The following is a 19,019-nucleotide window of genomic DNA, read 5'->3' as shown; positions in this document are numbered from 1 at the left end:
AACTAAGGGTTATTTATGGCAGAGCAACCTTCGCTAGACGGCTTAGCGCGTAAAACAAGACGTAAGCGCAATGCTGTTTCTCTAGTGCCTGCTAATGAATGCCCTATTGCGCATGTGATGCTTGATGTTCAAGCTTCACATTTAGGTCGTACTTTTGATTACTTGATATCGCAAGATCAAGATGAATCTGCTCAGCCTGGGGCGTTTGTACGCGTTCGTTTTGGAGCACAAAAGCTCACTGGAGTTATTTGGTCTCGTTCTTCGCATACAGACACCCCTCATACTGCTTTAAGATTTTTAGAGCGCGTGTTTCCTTCAGATGTTTTGCTTTCTAAATCTTTGCGAGACGATATTGACGCCATAGCTAAAGCTTATGGTGGAACTAGCTCAAATATTTTGCGTCTTGCTGTGCCTCAACGCGTAGCTCGTGTTGAGCATGAGGAAGTTTTTGACAACATACGCTTGCAACGCAGAAAACAGTGGCGTGAAAATCTTAAGAAGCGTTTGCAAAACGATAACAATACAAACCCAGGTTACGCTACAACTTCTCGCATGATTTATGATTACGAAAATGCAAATATTTTATACAATGCATTAATCAAAAAATCTATTGACGCAAGTTTTAGTGAAAATAAAACAGAAAATCAATTAGTCAAGCAAGCAGAAAATAATTCTTCTCAATCTTTTATTGTAGACGCTTTACCAGGTTCTTGCCGACTTGCACAAGATTTAGCGTGGATGATTGTCACTGCTTTAAGCGCGTGTAAGCAAGCTGTTGTAGTTTTGCCGACGCTAAGAGAAGTAAATGATGTAATGCGCGCGCTAATGGTTTACGGATTAAAGCCATATAAGCGCGTCAGTGAGAATCATCGTGGTTTTTCTGCTGGAAGTTTTGATGGCGATGTTGCTCGACTTTGTGCTGCGGATCCTCCAGCTGATAGATATAGAGCTTGGCGTGCAATCGCGTCCGGAATAGTTCCTTGCGTTCTTGGCACTAGAGCTGCAATGTATGCTCCAGTTGAGGGAGATGCTTTATTTGCGATTGTTGAAGATTGCGCGTACCAATATGCTGATGGCATGATGCCGTATGCTCAAGCGCGTGGCGTTATGCGGCTTCGTGCGAAAAGGCATGGCGGCGTATTTGTGTCAATGTCGTATTCCAGAAGCGCGCTTAGTCAAAGTGAAGTAGACTGCTATATGTCGAATGCGCAAGATGCGCAAGGTGAGCAATCCGTTCAAACTACTAAAGTTATTCAAACTACTCAATCTGCTAAAACTGCTGAAACAATAAGCGGATCTAGCATCCCTGTAAGTGCGAGTAGACTTGCTCGCGAAAAGTTAGTTCCGTGGGTTCGTTGGCTTAATCGTGAAGCTTTATTGAAATTAGCTGACCCAAGTATTGGCGCTCGCATACCGCATAGCGCAGTAAGAGCTATTAATGATGCTCTTTCGGATGGTAAGCCTGTGCTGCTTTCTATTGCGCAAGATGGCGTGACGCAATCGGCTATATGCTCTTCTTGCAAACGTCAAGCGCGCTGTAGACGATGTACCGGGCCTCTCGATGTTGCAAATAGTCAGCAAACAGCACGTTGCTCGTGGTGTGGTGCTAGTGCAATAAATTGGTCTTGTTCTAATTGTGGCAGTAGCAATATGCGAGTTATACAAGTTGGCGCTGCTGGTGTTGCAGAAGAATTATCTAAACTATTTCGCAACGTGCCTATTATTATTTCGTCACAACACCAACCGAACGGAATTATCCAGTGTATTGATGAAAAACCTGTAATTGTTGTTGCAACTCCTGGATGTGAGCCTCGCGTACAAACGCAAGACGCAAATTGTAACGGAGAATATGGTGTTGTAGCAATACTCGATACGTGGGTAAGTTTGTACGCTTCGGGGCTTGATGCGCGAATAGATACACTTAATTCGTGGATGAAAGCTTCTGCTTTATGTGCTCCTAGAGCGCGCGGAGGAAGTGTGCTTTTGATTGGCGAAACGTATCCTGTTCTTGCGCGTGCGCTTACATTGTGGGATACGACTCAACTTTCTTGCAATGAGCTTTCAGAAAGAGCTCAAGCAATATTGCCGCCTTGTGTAACTGCAGCATGCGTATGGGGTGCTCGTGATGCGGTTATGCGTGCGCTTGAAAACATTGGTGCAATGCAAGAAAATCTTGGGTGCGAAAGTAGTCAAGATGCTGATTTTTCAGCAATTTCTCCATTATTAGGAATTGTTCCAATGCATCCGCCTGTTACAGACAGATACCAGCATTTTGACGATATTTACGACCGTGTAAAAGCTGTAGTAAGAGTTCCGCTTTATTTAAGACAAGAATTAGTGAACCGATTGCACAAGGAAGTAGCTCGTCACGTAGCAACACGTGCTGCAGGAGAGTTGCGTTTTTGTGTTGATCCAAAAGATTTATTAGCGTACTAACTTACTAATAGGGGAGAGAAAAATGTTAAAAACATATCATTGCGCAGTTTTGGGAGATCCTATTTCGCATTCGCTGTCTCCTGTGCTTCACAACACGGCTTATAAGGTTTTAGGTCTTACAAATTGGCAATATAGTAAGGAAAAAGTAAGCGAAACAGAGCTTCGCGATTTTATTGCGCATCTTGACGATTCTTGGAAAGGCTTAAGCCTTACTATGCCGCTTAAAAAAACCGTAATGAAACTCGGTACACCTTGCGACTACTGGTCGCGCGCGCTTAACGTGGCAAATACTGCAGTTTTTACTAGCAACCCAGCAACCGCTTCGCAATCGCAAATAAAGCTATACAACACTGACGTAAGTGGCATATTAATAACATTTATGCAAGCATTACATGAGCGTATATGCGAAGTAAAAAAGGCTGTTATTATTGGCAGTGGCAACACTGCGTCCTCTGCATTGGCAGCTTTAATTGAAATTGCGCAAGTAGCAAAGCTTGAGCAAGTGCAAGTTGTTGCTAGAACTGAAGATGACGGTAGTGTAAAAGGCGTTGAACGTTTTAATAATCTTATACAAAAGTATTGCGCTGATTTTCCAAATAAAATAAGCATAGGTCAAAATAATAAAAGCGAAGAAAATGACGCTATGTATGAGCCTGTGCAAGGTATTGAGTTCCCAACAATAAGCGAAGAAGTATTTTCAAAATTTGCAGACTATAGCGCAGAAAAATTGAGTGCAGAAAAATTGTCAGAATGTGATAAATCTCTCATTTTGAAATCTTTAAATTCACTCGAAGCTGTTCGTGCAATCGCAGAAGCAGACATAGTCATAAGCACAGTTCCAGCGCATGTAGCAGATCCAATTGCGCTTGCGTTGAAAGCGTACTGTCAAGATAGTGCGAATAATCAAACGAAATTAGGAACATTGCTTGACGTAGTTTACGATCCTCGCCCAAGCATGCTACTTAGTGTATGGCAACAATACGGTTGCGCTATTGGCGGAGAAGAAATGCTTTTGCAACAAGCTTTAGCACAAGTAAGTCTTATGACGATTGAGTACAGGCAATCTAAAGAAAATTTTGGGAATTGTGCTAAGACTGGCGCTGAGGATTGTGCTGAGACTGGTTCTGAGCTTGGTTATAAACCTAGTGCTGACAAGGCTAGATATTACGATGACTTAAGTAGTCTCATGCGAAAAGCCTTACAGGAGGCATTATGAGCGATAATACGCAACATACTACGCAAAGTGATGTGCAACGTGATGCGCAACATACTACGCAACGTTCCGCGTCGACTAGTATGCAACTATCTGACAGATTTGAAGTTATGCTAATTACAGGCATGAGCGGAGCTGGGCGCTCGCACGCTGCTAACGCGTTGGAAGATATGGGATGGTATGTTATCGATAATCTTCCGCCAAAACTGCTCATACCGCTAGTAGATATGATGACTTCATCCGGTTCTAAAGTGCATAAGCTTGCTGCTGTTATTGACGTGCGTTCTAGAGGATATTTCGACGACCTGTTTGCAGTTCTTGCGCATATTGATGACCTTGGTGTAAAAACGCGAATTCTGTTTCTAGATGCTTCAGATGCTGTGCTTATCAAACGTTACGAGTCTGTGCGTAGACCGCATCCTTTGCAGCGCGGTGGCAGACTTATTGACGGTATTCTAGAAGAGCGAGAGCTGCTCAGTCATCTGAAAGATTGCGCAAATATTATTATCGATACTTCTGCACTTAGTATTCACCAACTTTCTACAAAGCTTTACGAAGGATTGCTTGGAAAAGGCTCTTCTACTGTTTCTGTGCATATTTTCAGCTTTGGATTTAAATACGGCATGCCAATGGACGCTGATTTTGTTGCCGATATGCGATTTTTGCCGAATCCTTTCTGGGTTCCTGAATTAAGGGAGCTTACAGGTAAGGATCAAGCTGTGCAAGATTATGTTTTATCGAATTCTGCGGCAATTACATTCTTAGATTCTTACGAAAATGCGCTTCTTACAGCTATCGACGGATTCGCTAAAGAAGACAAGCATTACGTGACTATTGCTGTAGGATGTACTGGCGGTCAGCATCGTTCTGTTGCCGTAAGTATTGAGCTTGCTAGACGTTTGAGATTGCACGGTTTGCAAGTTACAGTATCTGCAAGAGAGCTACAGAGAAGATCATAATAAGTGGAGAAGTAAAGTAGCAAAAAGTAAAGTAGTGAAAAAGTAAAGTAGTGAAATGCGATTATGAAACTAATCAATTAAAATTAATTAAAAAATTAAATAAAAATTGTGTAAATTATATAAAATATAAAAAATCTTGTACTAAAAGCATGTAAAGCATGTGCAAAAACCGGTAAAATGTCCAACGTATTCTGTATCACAGAAAGCCGGGCATGTCGTGTGCCACAGCATCATGCAAGTACCCAACAGCACTCATATTTTAAGAAGAACAAAAGTAGGAGGTTGTCCCTTGGCTCTTCTTGACGACGTCAAAAATGAACTCGTTTCAAACAACAATGAGCTCCCGACTGTCATTATGGCTCAAGCTGCAGCAATGATGCGCTTTGCTGGCGGCTTAAGGCCAGTAAATAATCAAGCTGTTATTCGCGCTCAGTTGGATTCTCAGCGCGCAGCTCAGTGGCTTGTTGAGGTATTGAAAACTTATTTCCAGAGGGAAGCAACAATTGCTCAAGTTTCTCGGCAAACTCCTACGGGCACTGTAGTTCGCTATGACGTGGTAGTTGAGCGTGGTGCTGCAGCACTGGCTTTGCAATCTGGTCTTCTTGATCGACGTATGAGAATTGTTGCAGGTCTTGCACCTGAGATTGTTGGTGGAAGTATCGCCCAAATCAAAGCAGCTTGGCGTGGTGCTTTCTTGGCTCACGGTGCTATTTCCGACCCTGGCAAAGCTAGCTATTTGGAAGTTGTTTGCCCAACTCATGAGGCTGCAAATGCTTTGCAAACTATGGCGGCGCGACTTGGCATTAGCGCCAAGGCTCGTCAGGTTCGTAGCTCTGAGCGAGTGACGTTGCGCGATTCTGACGCAATTGAGCGAATGTTGATTTTGATTGGTGCTCCTCGTTCTGCTCGCGAATGGACCGGTAAGCGTTCGGACGGTGAAGCTCGCGGAAAAGCAAACCGTTTGGCTAATTTTGACGATGCGAATATGCGTCGTAGTGCTAAGGCTGCTGCTGAGGCATGCGAAAAGGTTCGTCACGCATTCGATATTTTGGGCGACGATATTCCAGATAATTTGTTGATGGCTGGAAAGCTTCGTCTTGAGCATAGCGACGCAAGTTTGGAAGAGCTTGGTCACTTGGCTGATCCTCCTATTACAAAGGATGCGATTGCAGGGCGAATTCGTAGACTTTTGCAGCTTTCAGCGAAGGTTGAGAAGTCGCGTATGCAGCAGCTTTAATGCTGATTTTGCGTGGTTTGTAGCTGTATTGGCTGGCGGGTTTTTTTATGTGGCTGTGAGCGGTGGGTGTTACTTGTCTCGCAGCGCTCCGCTCTTATACCTTACTTGGACTTAGCGGTTGCGTAGTTAAGTTTAGTTTTTTACTTACTTTCTCTGCAAAAATAGTATTCGTCAACAAGATTATTACTATCGTTCCGCTTTTATATTGCTCGACCAAGCAACACCCACCCCTCACTCGTTAATTCCAATCGCAGTTGTTTTTGGTGTGGTAGGAAGAGTGATTGGTGTGGAGTGTGCAGCAGCACCGATGTTAGTGTTCGCCAAGCAATAAATACTCAACGTCTGCAGAGCATTAATGTCAAAGTTCACTAAGCAACATATAGTCGACGTTTGCAAAGCATTACTGCAAAGCTTCAGACGCAACGTTTGCAAAGCGCAACTGCAAAGCTACAAAACCACTTTTCGCAGAAGCATTACTGCAAAGCTACAGACGCAACGTCAGCAGAGCACTGGTGCAAAGCTGCGTTGTTCATAGGGATTGTTGAAGATGTGCGGTATAATTGCACCCGGCAATGTGTTGATGTTTGAGGCTGATTTTGCGTTTTGTTGAACGAAGTAAGCCGGCACGGTAAGCCAGTATGTAAGTCAAATATGGTAAGCCAATATGGTTTGGAAAGGATACCAATGAAGACACTGAAAGATTTGGGAGATTTGAGTGGTAAGCGCGTATTGGTTCGCGCTGATTTTAACGTTCCTCTCAAGGGTACGACGATTACTGATGATGGTCGTATTCGTGCTGCTTTACCAACCATTAAGGCTTTGCGTGAGCAGGGTGCTAAGGTGATTTTGATGGCTCACCTTGGTCGTCCAAAGGGTCAGGTTGTTCCAGAGCTTTCCTTGGCTCCAGTTGCGCAGCGTTTGGGTGAATTGCTCGGCACAAATGTTGTTTTGGCTGCAGACACTTACGGCGAAGATGCTCAAGCTAAGGTAGCTGCCATGAATAATGGCGACGTTGTTTTGCTTGAAAATGTGCGCTTCAACGCGGAAGAAACCAGCAAGGATGCTTCCGAGCGCGCAGCTTACGCTAAGAAGATTGCTTCTCTTGGCGAAGTGTTTGTTTCCGACGGCTTTGGTGTTGTGCACCGCGCTCAGGGTTCAAATTACGATGTTGCTGCCGATCTTCCAGCAGCTGCAGGCTTGCTTGTTGAAAAGGAAGTTAAGGCACTTTCTCGCGCAACTGAAAACCCAGAGCGTCCTTTGACTGTTGTTCTCGGCGGCTCTAAGGTTTCCGACAAGCTCGGCGTTATTGAAAACTTGCTTTCTAAGGCTGATCGTCTTGTTATTGGCGGCGGTATGGTGTTCACATTCCTCAAGGCTTTGGGTCACGAAGTTGGTACTTCTTTGCTTGAAGAGGATCAACTCGAGAAGGTTAAGGGATACATTGAAACCGCTAAGAAGAATGGCGTTGAGCTTGTGCTTCCAACTGATATTGTTGTGAATGCTGGCTTCCCAGCAGGGGATACTCCAGTTGCTCCAGAAGTAGTTCCAGCAGACGCTATTCCTGCAGACAAGATGGGCTTGGATATTGGTTCTGACTCTCAGAAGCTTTTCCACGACAAGATTGTTGACTCCAAGACTGTTGTTTGGAACGGTCCTATGGGTGTGTTCGAGGTTCCAGAGTTTGCAGCCGGTACTCGCGCTGTAGCTCAGGGCTTGGTCGATGCAACTAAGAACGGCACTTTCACTATAGTCGGCGGTGGTGATTCTGCTTCTGCAGTGCGCAACCTTGGATTCCCAGAAGATGGCTTCTCGCACATTTCTACTGGCGGCGGCGCTTCTCTCGAGTTCTTGGAAGGCAAGACTCTTCCAGGTTTGAGTGTGCTTGAGTAAGTAATATTGCTTGAGTAAGTAGTATTTACGCGAGCAAGTATAAACTAAATATTTCCGCTTATGCCGACTTTCGATTTTATGAATCCGTTTTGTAAATCGAGGTCGGCATAACACTAATTTGCGCAATACTATTAATCTTCAATCCTCAATTTTTAAGGGTGATTATGGTTGTTAAAAGAAAGCCGCTAGTCGCAGGTAATTGGAAAATGAACTTCAATCACCGCGAAGCAACGCATTTTATACAAAAATTTGCGTGGCTACTGCGTGACGCGCATTACGACTATCACGATTGTGAAATTGCACTTATGCCTTCTTTTACTTCAATAAGAAGCGTGCAAGTTCTTGTTGAGTCTGACCATTTGCCAATATTGTACGGAGCTCAAGCTGTTTCTGTTACTGCTCAAGGTGCTTTTACTGGTGATGTTTCTGCAGATATGCTTGCAAGTCTTGGATGTTCAATGGTTATTGTTGGTCATTCTGAAAGACGCAAGTATCATCCTGAAGATGATGCAAATATAGTTGATCAAGTTCGAGCTGTTCTTGCCGCAGGAATGCAGCCAATTCTTTGCGTTGGTGAAAGTCTTAAAGAACGTCAACAGGGTGTTGCGCTGGATTTTGCTGTAGGGCAAGTGCATGATGTAACGCGCGATTTGGATGCGAAGCAAGCTAAGCGTTTAATTATTGCGTACGAGCCAGTTTGGGCAATTGGTACGGGTATGGTTGCCACTGCTAACTCAGCTCAGGAAGCTGCATTGGCTATTCGTGAAGACTTGCGCGTTACGTTCGGTGACGATGTTGCAGATACTGTTCGTATTCTTTACGGCGGATCTGTAACTTCTTCTAATGCTTCAAGTCTTATTGCTGAGCCTGATGTTGACGGATTTTTGGTTGGTGGAGCTTCTTTGGATGCAGAGGAGTTGTCGAATATTGTGCGACTCACCGCAGCACAATCGCGTCTATAGGTCAACGGTTCTTATTAAGATTAATCGGGTACTCTAAGACAGGAGGTTACTTGTGTCCGCTCTGAAAATTGTTTTGCAAGTGTTGCTTGTGCTCACCAGCATTTTGTTAACATTGTTGATTTTGATGCACAAGGGCAAGGGCGGCGGCCTTTCCGACATGTTCGGCGGCGGTTTAACGAAGAACGCCGGTAGTTCTGGTGTTGCAGAAAAGAATTTGAACCGTTGGACAGTGATTATTGCACTGATTTGGGTTGCGGTAATTGTTATTTTGAACTTAATGACTAAGTTCTCTCTAATTTAAGTATTCTTTTTGTAAAAAGCGTATGGTCAGTAGATTGTGCGCTTTTTGTTTATTTGGCTTCGTTTATTTAGGTCCTTACAATGCTTCGTTTTTCTCCTTCTTTATTAATTGCTGATCTTGACGGCACTATGCTTCACGATTCCGATACTTTTGAAGGCCGCTTTTTAAGCCGCGAAACTATGCAAGCTGCTGAGCGTTTGCATGAATCTGGGATTCCGCTTGCTATTATTACGGCTCGTCCTGTTGGAAGTGCTTTTGATTTTGTTCACGATTTAAAAGCTCAAGTTTGCGCGTATCTAAACGGTGCTCTTATTGATTTTGATTGCGCTCACAGCACTGTTTCTGAACTTACTTCGCAGCGAAGCATTGATACTCTTACTCGCTTTGGTTTTGACTCTAATCTTGCTGCTGATGTTTGCCTGCAATTGCTTGATAAAATACCTACACTCCGTCTTGGTATTGTTATGAACGATGTTCGTTACACTAATTTTGATGTTCGTATGCTTTGGAACGAGCAGGATTTTATTATTACCGATTTTTCTAATGTTCCGAGTGGCATTGCAGACAAGATTATTATTGTTCCTCGAGAGAGTGAGAAGGAAAAACTTCAGAGCATTCTTCCAAGCGATTTTTCATTGCATATTAGCGAAGACGTGTTGTGGATGCTCACGAATCCTCTTGCAAACAAAGGACACGCGCTGAACGTTATTTGCGATCGTTTGGGCGTAAAGACGAGCCGCACAGTTGTTTTTGGCGACGATATTATTGACATCGACATGTTCCGTGCTGGTGGTTATGGGGTAGCGGTGGCGAATAGTAATCCGCGTTTGCTTGCGATTGCGGACGAAGTTTGCGATTCCAACAATGACGACGGTGTTGCCAGCTGGCTTCAAAACGAATTGCTCTAGCGGTTTATTGCAATCATCATAATCGGACGCAAATAGCAGTAAATCGGACGCGTTCTACAGAATACGGACGTTTAGGCAAAATTTACGGACGTTTTCTTGTTTTTTGGACGCAAAACAAGTAGAATCGGACGAAAAGGATGTAAAATCGGACGCAAAAAATATTTTTAAGCTTTAAAATGTCCGATTTTAAATGCAAATATAAATACAAACTTAACTAAAAACGATATTGCAACAAACCTAACTTACGAAGCGAGACTGCAATGTTCAATATAAATTCGCTGTCTTTACTAAGAGAGAGTAATCAATTAGAAGCGAAAGCGGCTTCAAACGGTACGCCGAGAAGTATGTGGGAAACGTATTGTGCTTTTGCTAATACGAATGGTGGAACTATCTTGCTGGGTGTAGGCGAAGATGCTCAGCATAATTTACAGCTTGTTGGCGTAAATAACCCTGAACATATGGTAAAAGATATTTGGGATACGCTAAATAATAAGAATAAAATTAGTTCGAATATTCTTATTGAAGAAAATATTTCTATTGAACAGATGGATGATAACAAATCTATTATTCGCATAACCGTTCCAAGAGCAAATCGTTCTGATAAACCGATTTATATTAATGGAAATCCTATAGGCGGTACGTATCGTCGTAATTTCGAAGGCGACTACAAATGTTCGCAAGAAGAGTATCAAGCGATGGTCAGAGACAATGGTTCGAGCGTAAATTCTATGGATCAATCTCCACTGTTGCAACACAGTGTTGACGATTTTGATATGGAGACTGTGCGCTCTTACCGCAATATGCTAAGTGCAGTGCGTCCTCAACATCCTTGGCTTACGCTTGATACAGATGAATTTCTTATGAGAATCGGAGCGTTAGCAAAAGACGAGTCGAATAAATTGCATCCTACTCGATCGGGTCTTTTAATGTTTGGTCAGGAGTGGTGCATTATTACGGAATTTCCGTACTATTTTCTCGACTACAGAGAAATTACCAATGCTGATAGTAGGTGGAGTCATAGGATTGTCAGCTCGGATGGTTCGTGGAGTGGAAATCTTTATGATTTTTGGAGTATTGTATGGCAGCGTCTTTCTCGTAAAATTGATGTACCATTTTTGCTTAATTCGCAGTCATTACGAGTTGATGATACTCCGTTGCATATGGCAGTTAGAGAAGCCCTTGCAAACACGTTGATTCATGCTGATTATTATATGCGAGGTAATACTGTTATTACATATAATGATGCTGTGAGTACTGATGTTGATGGTTCTTCACAATCTTCTATAGAAACAAATAGCGCAAATGATGGTTTTAAGCTTTCTTTTGCAAACCCGGGTTGCTTACGTATGCCTGTAGAAGTGGCTTTAGCTGGAGGTTTTTCTGATTCTCGGAATCCAGCACTGCTTAAAATGTTCGCGCTGATTTCTGTTGTTGAACGTGCTGGAAGCGGATTTGATGCTATGAGAGCTGGTTGTGATTGGGCTGGAATACGCTATCCAATGTTAAGTGAGTCCTTTAATCCAGACCGTACTACTCTTGAATTTTTTGTAAGCGATAAGAATAACTTTGTATCTGGTTCTTCAAAAAACAAAACTGAACTTAATGCTAATTCATTGAATTTAGTGAACGGTACTTATAATTCAGAACTTACTACAAATTCACTTTCGCAAGATTCTAATAACTCGCATAAACGTATGAGCGTTGACGATTGCTATAAAAAGATTATTGAAGCAGTACATAATCATGGAACAATAAAGCGTGAGCAAGTGCAAAATATTCTTAACGTGGGTAGTACCAAGGCTAAGCAATTGTTATCTGATTTAGTTAGTAGAGGAGATATTTCAGTTTGTGGAAAAGGTCGAGCTACTACCTACGTTTTTAACCGCAGTTAAACAAAAACCGCACATGTGTGAATTAATCGCTTATGCACGAAACTCGCGTGCGCTATCGTAACGTTTTAACCAAATCTCGCTGGCAAACTCTTTCTGGCAAGTAATCACCGTTATTTTCTCAGTTGGTTAATCTGCTTGAGTGCTCCAATTGTAGGGAGTTTTCCTCTCGTTTGGAGTGCTCCGCAAACAAAAACCGCACATGTGTGAATTAATCCACGAACATGTGCGGTTTATGTTTATTTATTACTGATTAATCAAATCAGGCGTTTACGCGATCGATGCCGGACTGCACGTCAGCAATCACGGAATCCCAAGACTTGATGAAGGCGGCAACACCGTCAGCCTCAAGCTTGTCGGTAACGTCCTTGATGCTGATGCCAAGCTCAGCGAGCTTGTTCATAACAGCGTGGCTCTCTTCGTAAGTGCCCTTAACGGAAGCAGCGCCGTTGCCGTGATCAGCAAGAGCGTTCAAAGTCTTTTCTGGCATGGTGTTAACAACATGCTCAGCAACCAACTCGTCAACATACTTGCAATCGGAGTAAGCTGCGTTCTTGGTGCCAGTAGAAGCCCAAAGTGGACGCTGCTTCTTAGCACCCTTGGCTTCAAGCTCAGCCCAACGTGGATCAGCTGCGAACTTCTTCTCGAAGAGTTCGTAAGCCAAGCGAGCATTAGCAACAGCAGCCTTGCCTTCAAGAGCCTTAGCTTCTTCAGAACCGTTAGCTTCGAGGAGCTTGTCAACAGCGGTATCAACGCGGGAGACGAAGAAGGAAGCTACGGAACCAATGTGCTTCAAGTCGTGGCCGTTAGCGGCAGCCTGAGCGATACCTTCGATGAAGGCGTCGATAACCTGCTCGTAGCGCTCGAGGGAGAAGATCAAGGTTACGTTCACAGAAATACCCTTAGCAAGGGTAGCGGTGATAGCTGGAAGACCTTCCAAAGTTGCTGGAATCTTGATCATAACGTTTGGACGATCAACCTTTGCCCAAAGCTCTTCAGCCTGCTTCTCAGTGTTAGCAGTATCGTGAGCCAAGCGTGGGTCAACTTCGATGGAGACGCGGCCGTCAACGAAGTCGGTCTTTTCAGCGATCTCGCGGAAGATATCGGTTGCGTTACGAACGTCGGTGGTGGTCAACTCGCGGATAGCGGTTTCAACGTCGACCTTGCCGAGTTCCTTAAGCTGTGCATCGTATGGACCAACCTGGCTCAAAGCCTTCTGGAAGATGGATGGGTTGGTAGTAACGCCAACAACATTCTTGTTAGCAATCAAATCCTGCAAAGAGCCGGACTCAATGCGGGTGCGGGACAAATCGTCCAACCAAATAGAAACGCCGGAATCGCTGGTGCGCTGCGTTGCTTCAGTCATGTTATCTCCTTAACACTGTGCTCCACCAATTGGGGCACGTCGGTATTTTGGCGTTTTTACAAGAAACAGCGGTTGATGTCGAACCAACGGTAGCTCGGCATCAACACGCCGTCGCTGTCTCTTGTGAAGTGTTTCGTTAGCACTTCTAGTTTTGTGACATACCAATTTTATTTTGATACATCAAGCTTTATTTTGCTTACTTGCTTTTTGTCAAGCTATCTTAGGCGCGAGCTTCTTCGATAGAAGCCTTAGCAGCTTCTACTACGTGCTCAGCAGTAATGCCCAAGTCGATCATGTTCTGACCGCCGTCACCCTGCAAGCCGTACTGTTCGATAGAAACAGCCTTGCCGCAATCGCCAAGATACTTGTACCAAGGCAATGCCAAGCCAGCTTCGATGGAAACGCGAGCCTTAACGGACTTTGGCAAGATTGCTTCCTTGTACTCGTCGTCCTGCTCTTCGAACCATTCGAGAGATGGCATGGAAAGAACGCGAGCCTTAATGCCTTCAGCAGCCAAAGTCTTGGCACCAGCAACAGCCCACTGAACTTCGGAACCGGTTGCCATGATGATTACGTCTGGAGTGCCTTCGCAATCAACCAAAACGTAAGCGCCGTGCTTCACGCCTTCGCGAGCCTTTTCAGCAGTCTCAGCGAGGGTTGGAACGCCTTGGCGGGTCAAAATCATGGCGGTTGGGTAGCTGTTCTTCTTTTCGAAGAAGTGACGGTAAGCTTCAGCAGTTTCGTACTCGTCTGCTGGGCGCACAACCTCAAGCTGAGGAATAGCGCGGAAAGCAGCCAAGTGTTCGATTGGCTGGTGAGTTGGACCATCTTCGCCCAAAGCTACGGAATCGTGGGTCCAAACGTAGAGATTTGGAATCTCCATCAAAGCAGCCAAGCGAACTGCTGGGCGCTCGTAGTCAGAGAACTGGAAGAAGGTGCCGTTGAATGGGCGAGTGTCAGAACCAAGCAAAATACCGTTGGTAATAGCACCCATTGCGAACTCGCGCACACCGAAGTGAAGCTGACGACCATGCTCGGAAACGTTTGGCCAAGTGCGAGTTGCGTCCTCGGATGGACCGAAGGAGTCAGCACCCTTAATGTTGGTGTTGTTGGAGCCACCCAAATCAGCGGAACCGCCCCAAAGTTCTGGCATAACAGCAGCAATTGCGTTAAGAACTGCGCCGGAAGCCTTACGGGTAGCGACCTTAGAGCCAACTTCGAAGCCAGCAACCAAGTCGTCAATAGCCTTGTCGAAGCCTTCAGGAAGCTTGCCAGCCTTAAGACGCTCGTAAAGAGCAGCCTTATCTGGGTTGGCGGCAGCCCACTTTGCAAGAGCTTCGTCCCAAGCCTTGTGAGCAGCCAAGCCGCGCTCTGCAACCTTGCGAGCGTGAGCCAAAGCTTCTTCGTCGATTGGGAACGAAACTTCTGGGTCGAAACCGCAAAGTTCCTTCAAGCCCTTCACAGCTTCCTCGCCAAGCTTGGAGCCGTGGGAAGCTTCGTTGTTGGTCTTGCCTGGGGTTGGCCAAGCAATCAAAGTATTAACCTTAATGAAGTGAGGCTTATCGGTAACTTCCTGAGCCTTTTCAATAGCTGCAGCCAAAGCCTGAACGTCTTCCTTGTAGGAGCCGTCTGGCTGGATGAAGCTAACTTCATCGGTGTACCAACCGTATGCACGGTAACGAGCAAGAATATCCTCAGAGAAGGTGAGCTTAGTGTCACCTTCAATCTGAATGTGGTTTGCATCGAAGATTACAGTCAAATTGCCAAGCTTCTGGTTTCCAGCCAAGGAAGCAGCTTCAGAAGAAACGCCTTCCTCAACGTCGCCTTCGCCGCAGATAACCCAAACCTTGTGATCGAATGGGGAAGTGCCTGCTGGAGCTTCTGGATCAAGAAGACCGCGCTCAAAGCGCTGGCCGTAAGCGAAACCAACAGCAGAAGCAAGACCCTGACCGAGTGGGCCAGTAGTCATTTCGATGCCTGGAGTCAAGCCGTATTCTGGGTGACCTGGAGTACGCGTGTCTGCACCGCCACGGAAATACTTGAGATCGTCAAGAGTCAAGCCGTATCCAGAGAAGAACAACTGCACGTATTGCGTAAGCGAAGCGTGACCGCCAGAAAGAATAAAACGATCGCGGCCAGCCCACTTTGGGTCAGCTGGATCGTGCTTAATGAAATGCTGGTACAATGTGTACGCAATCGGTGCTAATGAAACAGGGGAGCCAGGATGTCCGTGTCCTGCTCGCTCAACAGCATCAGCCGAGAGAACCTTCGCCATCTTTACGGCGCGCTCGTCTAATGCAGACCAGTTGAAATCGGTCATGTGATCTACTTTCCTTCCAATAATCCGGGTTTTTAAGCACAGCTTACGCTGGCTTTTTACCCTCTCATTGCCCTTCAATCCTATCTTTCGCGCGCGACGAATATGTTACAAAGTGTGTCAAAAGTTTGCTTTTATGTTCTGTTGCGTGCTAAGAAATAGACTACTATAGGAATATAGTATTTAGAGTGTTTGTAAGGAGTGGTAATGCAGTCACGACGCATGATGATTTTGCGCGCAGTTGTTGAGGATTATATTCGTTCTCAAGAGCCTGTTGGTTCTGCGGCTCTTGCAAAGCATCATCAGCTTGGTGTGAGTTCAGCTACTATTCGTAACGATATGTCGGCTTTGGAAGAGGAGGGATACCTTGTTCAACCGCACACTTCTGCAGGTCGTATTCCTACTGAAAAAGGCTATCGCTACTTTGTTGACGGTTTGGCTTCTGTTATTCCGCTTTCTGAACCGCAGCGTCGCGCTATACGTAACTTTTTAAGCGGATCTGTTAGTTTGCAAGATACTTTGCAACGTTCCGCGCGTCTTCTTGCAAGTATTACGGGTCAAGTCGCTCTCGTAGCATCTCCAGCATTGTCTAAGTCAAAAGTAAAAAGAATTGAGATTGTTCAAGTATCGTCTTCTACGCTTTTGGTTGTTGTGATTACAGATACTGGAGGCGTAGCTCAGCACATGATTCAAGCAACTACTATAAATTCAAATGACTTATTGCATCTAACTAATATGGTTAATGAGTGCTGCATTGGGCTATCTCTTTCATCTGCTTCACAACGCGTTTATGCGCTCGCAAATCGCAAGGATTTAGCGTCAGCTTTGCAAATTATTAGTCAACTTGCTAACGCTTTAGAAGATATGCATGACGGTGAGCATACTCACGACTTATATATGGCTGGAGCTTCTCAACTTGCGCATAGACAAAGTATTGTTGATTTTGCTTCACTTTTTGACGCACTCGAAGAACAGGCTGTTATTATGCGACTGATGACTTCGTTAAGTGAGGAAGCAAGCGATTGTGCAAGTGGTGTTAGTGTTGCAATCGGCTCGGAAACGCACACTCCTGGTTTGCTTAACGCTTCTGTTGTAACAAGCACTTACGGATACAATGCTGATTCTGACTCTGCGTTTATTGGATCAATTGGTCCTACGCATATGGATTATGCTGCAACGATGACTGCTGTTAAGGCTGTTGCGCGCTACCTTAATTCGTTTATATCCGAAAATTCATAAAACGTGGCTGGTTTATGGCTGGTTATTCGGCTTATGTCTGGCTGTGCCTTATGCAAGAATGATTTTAGAAAAAGGTAAAAGGGGAATTAATTGACTGATTACTACAAAGTTCTAGGCGTTGATCACAATGCTAGCGACGACGAAATTCGCAAAGCCTATCGCAAAATGAGCCGCAAATATCATCCTGATATTGCAGGCGCTGAGTTTGAAGAAAAGTTTAAGGAAGTAAATGCTGCCTACGACGTGCTTTCTAATCCTGAAAAGCGTCGAATGGTAGACATGGGTGTTGATCCTAACGATCCTTCTGCAGGAAATGCCGGAGCTTCAGGTGCTGGTTTTGCAGATATGGGCATGGGCGACATTTTCAGCCAGTTCTTTGGCGGTTCTTTCGGTAATTCGCAAGGACCAATTTCGCGTGTGCAGCCTGGCGATGATGCGTTAGCTGAGGCTCGTATTGATTTGAAAACCGCTATTTTTGGCGGAAATGTTAGCGTACGGTTAACTACTTTTGGCGTTTGCAAGGATTGCTCTGGTTCCGGTTCTGCCGACAATTCCGCTCCAGAACAGTGCTCTGTGTGTCACGGTTCTGGCTTCTGCCAAAAAGTTGTGCGCACTATGCTCGGTCAAATGATGTCTTCGATGCCTTGTGAGCATTGCGAAGGTCACGGCACGATTATTAAGAATATTTGCCAAAACTGCCACGGTCATGGTCGTGTGCGTTCAATTCGTGAAGTTGGAGTGAACGTGCCGGCTGGAATTCGTGACGGTAGTCGTTTGCGCTTAGCTTCCCAAGGAAGCGTTGGTGAGTGCGGCGGTCCTGCCGGCGATTTGTACGTTGATATTCATATTCGTGCAGATAAGCAATTTACTCGTAACGAGGATGATTTGCATTGTTGGATTACAGTTCCTATGAGCTGGGCTGTTCTTGGTCGTAGCCTTGAAATCGACACTTTTGATGGTGCTCAGAAAATAACGATTCCTGCAGGCTGCCAAAATGAAGACACTATTACTTTGCCAAATCTTGGTGTGACGAAGCTTCGTTCTAAAGATCGCGGAAATATCGTGGTTCATGTGCTAGTGCAAACGCCTTCTAAGTTGAATGATGAAGAGCGTGCTTTGATTGAAAAATTTGCTAAATTGCATGATAGTTCTATGAAGCAAGTGCAGCAGCATTCGTTAAGTGAGCAGTCGAGTGAGCGTAAAGGTTTCTTTAGTAAATTAAAGGAAGCTTTTGCCGGCTGATTTTACGGATTTAATTTACTGCTTTAAACGGCTTTAATTTACGGCTTTGATTTAAAATAGTGGGGAAATATGGCATTACCAATATTGTTTGCTGGAACTCCGGAAGTTGCGGTTCCGTCTCTTCGCGAGTTAACTAAAGATAGTGAGCATTTTGATGTTCGCGCTGTTCTTACGCGACCGGACGCTCCGACTGGTCGCGGTAGAAAGCTTGTGCCAAGCCCTGTGAAACAGGCTGCTCTTGAGCTCGGCTTGCCAGTGCTTGAGTCGGATCCTAAAAATGAAGATGTGTTTCTTGAACAGCTTGCGGCAACCGGTGCAAAAGCTGCAGCAGTTGTAGCATACGGCAAGATTTTGCGACAGAATGTTTTAGACGCGTTGCCGCTCGGCTGGTATAATCTTCATTTTTCGCTTCTTCCGCAATGGCGAGGTGCAGCTCCTGTGCAGCGCGCCATTTGGGCTGGGGATGATATTACAGGTGCTACGGTTTTTCGCATTACGCGCGGCATGGATTGTGGGCCTATTTTGGCGCAGTTTACTACAAAAATTGAGTCTCACGAAAATTCTGGCGATCTTCTTGCACGACTTGCAAACGACGGCGCGCCGCTTCTTGCAGCATCTCTTCGTGGCATGGAAACTGGTGAAATTGTGCCGGTTGAGCAAGATCAAACTCCTCAAGAAGTTGCGCAAAAAATCACTGTTGAAGATGCTCATATTGATTTTCATGCGCCAGCTTTTGCAGTCGATCGTCAAATTCGCGCTTGTACGCCAAATCCGGGCGCGTGGTGCGAGCTTCATGCGGACGATGAACATAATGCGGATCCGATTACTTTGCATGTTTTACGTGCAGTTCCGGCAGATGCTAACGATCCGCATGGTGAGGAATTGATGAAGCTTGATCCTGGAAAATTGCTTGCTGGCAAGAAGCAAGTTTGGGTTGGTACTTTAAGCGGCGTACTTGAACTTTTGGAAGTAAAAGCGCAGGGAAAGAAAGCTATGAAAGCGGCAGACTGGGCGCGCGGAGCTAGGCTTTCGGCAGCAGCTTACTGCGCATAAAATTATG

14 protein-coding genes are annotated in these 19,019 nt (G+C 45.0%); 12 read left to right on the top strand and 2 right to left on the bottom strand.

What is annotated here, in order from left to right:
• Positions 1 to 15 precede the first annotated feature (15 nt).
• From HXT41_RS02225 to HXT41_RS02185, 9 genes are all read left to right on the top strand, one after another.
• Positions 16 to 2,436: a primosomal protein N' gene (locus HXT41_RS02225; protein WP_012914261.1), complete on the top strand. Its 2,421-nt coding sequence runs from the start codon at positions 16 to 18 to the stop codon at positions 2,434 to 2,436.
• Between the two features lie 22 nt (positions 2,437 to 2,458).
• A complete protein-coding gene (locus tag HXT41_RS02220) occupies positions 2,459 to 3,652 on the top strand; it encodes a shikimate dehydrogenase family protein (protein WP_076002916.1) in 1,194 nt (397 codons plus the stop codon).
• Between the two features lie 80 nt (positions 3,653 to 3,732).
• On the top strand, positions 3,733 to 4,608 hold the full coding sequence (gene rapZ / locus HXT41_RS02215) for an RNase adapter RapZ (protein WP_100066708.1): 876 nt from the start codon (positions 3,733 to 3,735) through the stop codon (positions 4,606 to 4,608).
• A gap of 289 nt (positions 4,609 to 4,897) precedes the next feature.
• The gene (gene whiA, locus HXT41_RS02210; RefSeq protein ID WP_012914259.1) at positions 4,898 to 5,845 is read left to right on the top strand and encodes a DNA-binding protein WhiA; all 948 of its coding nucleotides are present in this window, start codon (positions 4,898 to 4,900) and stop codon (positions 5,843 to 5,845) included.
• 684 nt (positions 5,846 to 6,529) lie between these two features.
• The gene (locus HXT41_RS02205; RefSeq protein ID WP_004108635.1) at positions 6,530 to 7,735 is read left to right on the top strand and encodes a phosphoglycerate kinase; all 1,206 of its coding nucleotides are present in this window, start codon (positions 6,530 to 6,532) and stop codon (positions 7,733 to 7,735) included.
• Between the two features lie 164 nt (positions 7,736 to 7,899).
• Positions 7,900 to 8,697: a triose-phosphate isomerase gene (gene tpiA / locus HXT41_RS02200; RefSeq protein WP_012914257.1), complete on the top strand. Its 798-nt coding sequence runs from the start codon at positions 7,900 to 7,902 to the stop codon at positions 8,695 to 8,697.
• Between the two features lie 52 nt (positions 8,698 to 8,749).
• Positions 8,750 to 8,998 (top strand): preprotein translocase subunit SecG, encoded by a 249-nt coding sequence (gene secG, locus HXT41_RS02195; RefSeq protein ID WP_004127207.1) that lies wholly within the window; start codon positions 8,750 to 8,752, stop codon positions 8,996 to 8,998.
• Between the two features lie 80 nt (positions 8,999 to 9,078).
• Positions 9,079 to 9,906, top strand: a complete 828-nt coding sequence (locus HXT41_RS02190; RefSeq protein ID WP_116994687.1) for an HAD hydrolase family protein — start codon at positions 9,079 to 9,081, stop codon at positions 9,904 to 9,906.
• A gap of 260 nt (positions 9,907 to 10,166) precedes the next feature.
• Positions 10,167 to 11,798: an RNA-binding domain-containing protein gene (locus tag HXT41_RS02185; protein ID WP_012914255.1), complete on the top strand. Its 1,632-nt coding sequence runs from the start codon at positions 10,167 to 10,169 to the stop codon at positions 11,796 to 11,798.
• A 259-nt stretch (positions 11,799 to 12,057) separates the two neighbouring features.
• Here HXT41_RS02185 and tal read toward each other — a convergent pair whose 3' ends face one another.
• Positions 12,058 to 13,161, bottom strand: coding sequence for a transaldolase (gene tal / locus HXT41_RS02180; RefSeq protein ID WP_116994688.1), 1,104 nt, complete (start codon positions 13,159 to 13,161; stop codon positions 12,058 to 12,060).
• A gap of 220 nt (positions 13,162 to 13,381) precedes the next feature.
• On the bottom strand, positions 13,382 to 15,481 hold the full coding sequence (gene tkt, locus HXT41_RS02175; protein WP_416091166.1) for a transketolase: 2,100 nt from the start codon (positions 15,479 to 15,481) through the stop codon (positions 13,382 to 13,384).
• A 219-nt stretch (positions 15,482 to 15,700) separates the two neighbouring features.
• Between tkt and hrcA the strand changes: the two genes are divergently transcribed.
• From hrcA to fmt, 3 genes are all read left to right on the top strand, one after another.
• Positions 15,701 to 16,717 carry a heat-inducible transcriptional repressor HrcA gene (hrcA, locus tag HXT41_RS02170; RefSeq protein WP_165845982.1) on the top strand — a complete coding sequence of 339 codons (1,017 nt, stop codon included), beginning with the start codon at positions 15,701 to 15,703 and terminating at the stop codon, positions 16,715 to 16,717.
• Positions 16,718 to 16,807: 90 nt separating this feature from the next.
• Complete coding sequence (gene dnaJ / locus HXT41_RS02165) at positions 16,808 to 17,959, top strand: molecular chaperone DnaJ (RefSeq protein WP_102703152.1); 1,152 nt, start codon at positions 16,808 to 16,810, stop codon at positions 17,957 to 17,959.
• 69 nt (positions 17,960 to 18,028) lie between these two features.
• Positions 18,029 to 19,012: a methionyl-tRNA formyltransferase gene (gene fmt / locus HXT41_RS02160; RefSeq protein WP_004108659.1), complete on the top strand. Its 984-nt coding sequence runs from the start codon at positions 18,029 to 18,031 to the stop codon at positions 19,010 to 19,012.
• Positions 19,013 to 19,019: the final 7 nt, after the last annotated feature.

Source organism: Gardnerella sp. DNF01189 (assembly GCF_049244195.1).
GTDB classification, from domain to species: Bacteria; Actinomycetota; Actinomycetes; order Actinomycetales; family Bifidobacteriaceae; genus Bifidobacterium; species Bifidobacterium swidsinskii.
This window is presented reverse-complemented; position numbering and strand designations above follow the sequence as displayed.

Coding starts and splice junctions, on each gene's coding strand:
- hrcA (WP_165845982.1), top strand. CDS start 15,701: ATGATGATTTTGCGCGCAGTTGTTGAGGATTATATTCGTTCTCAAGAG.
- HXT41_RS02185 (WP_012914255.1), top strand. CDS start 10,167: ATGTTCAATATAAATTCGCTGTCTTTACTAAGAGAGAGTAATCAATTA.
- tkt (WP_416091166.1), bottom strand. CDS start 15,481: ATGACCGATTTCAACTGGTCTGCATTAGACGAGCGCGCCGTAAAGATG.
- tal (WP_116994688.1), bottom strand. CDS start 13,161: ATGACTGAAGCAACGCAGCGCACCAGCGATTCCGGCGTTTCTATTTGG.
- tpiA (WP_012914257.1), top strand. CDS start 7,900: ATGGTTGTTAAAAGAAAGCCGCTAGTCGCAGGTAATTGGAAAATGAAC.
- HXT41_RS02205 (WP_004108635.1), top strand. CDS start 6,530: ATGAAGACACTGAAAGATTTGGGAGATTTGAGTGGTAAGCGCGTATTG.
- fmt (WP_004108659.1), top strand. CDS start 18,029: ATGGCATTACCAATATTGTTTGCTGGAACTCCGGAAGTTGCGGTTCCG.
- HXT41_RS02220 (WP_076002916.1), top strand. CDS start 2,459: ATGTTAAAAACATATCATTGCGCAGTTTTGGGAGATCCTATTTCGCAT.
- HXT41_RS02190 (WP_116994687.1), top strand. CDS start 9,079: ATGCTTCGTTTTTCTCCTTCTTTATTAATTGCTGATCTTGACGGCACT.
- rapZ (WP_100066708.1), top strand. CDS start 3,733: ATGCAACTATCTGACAGATTTGAAGTTATGCTAATTACAGGCATGAGC.
- HXT41_RS02225 (WP_012914261.1), top strand. CDS start 16: ATGGCAGAGCAACCTTCGCTAGACGGCTTAGCGCGTAAAACAAGACGT.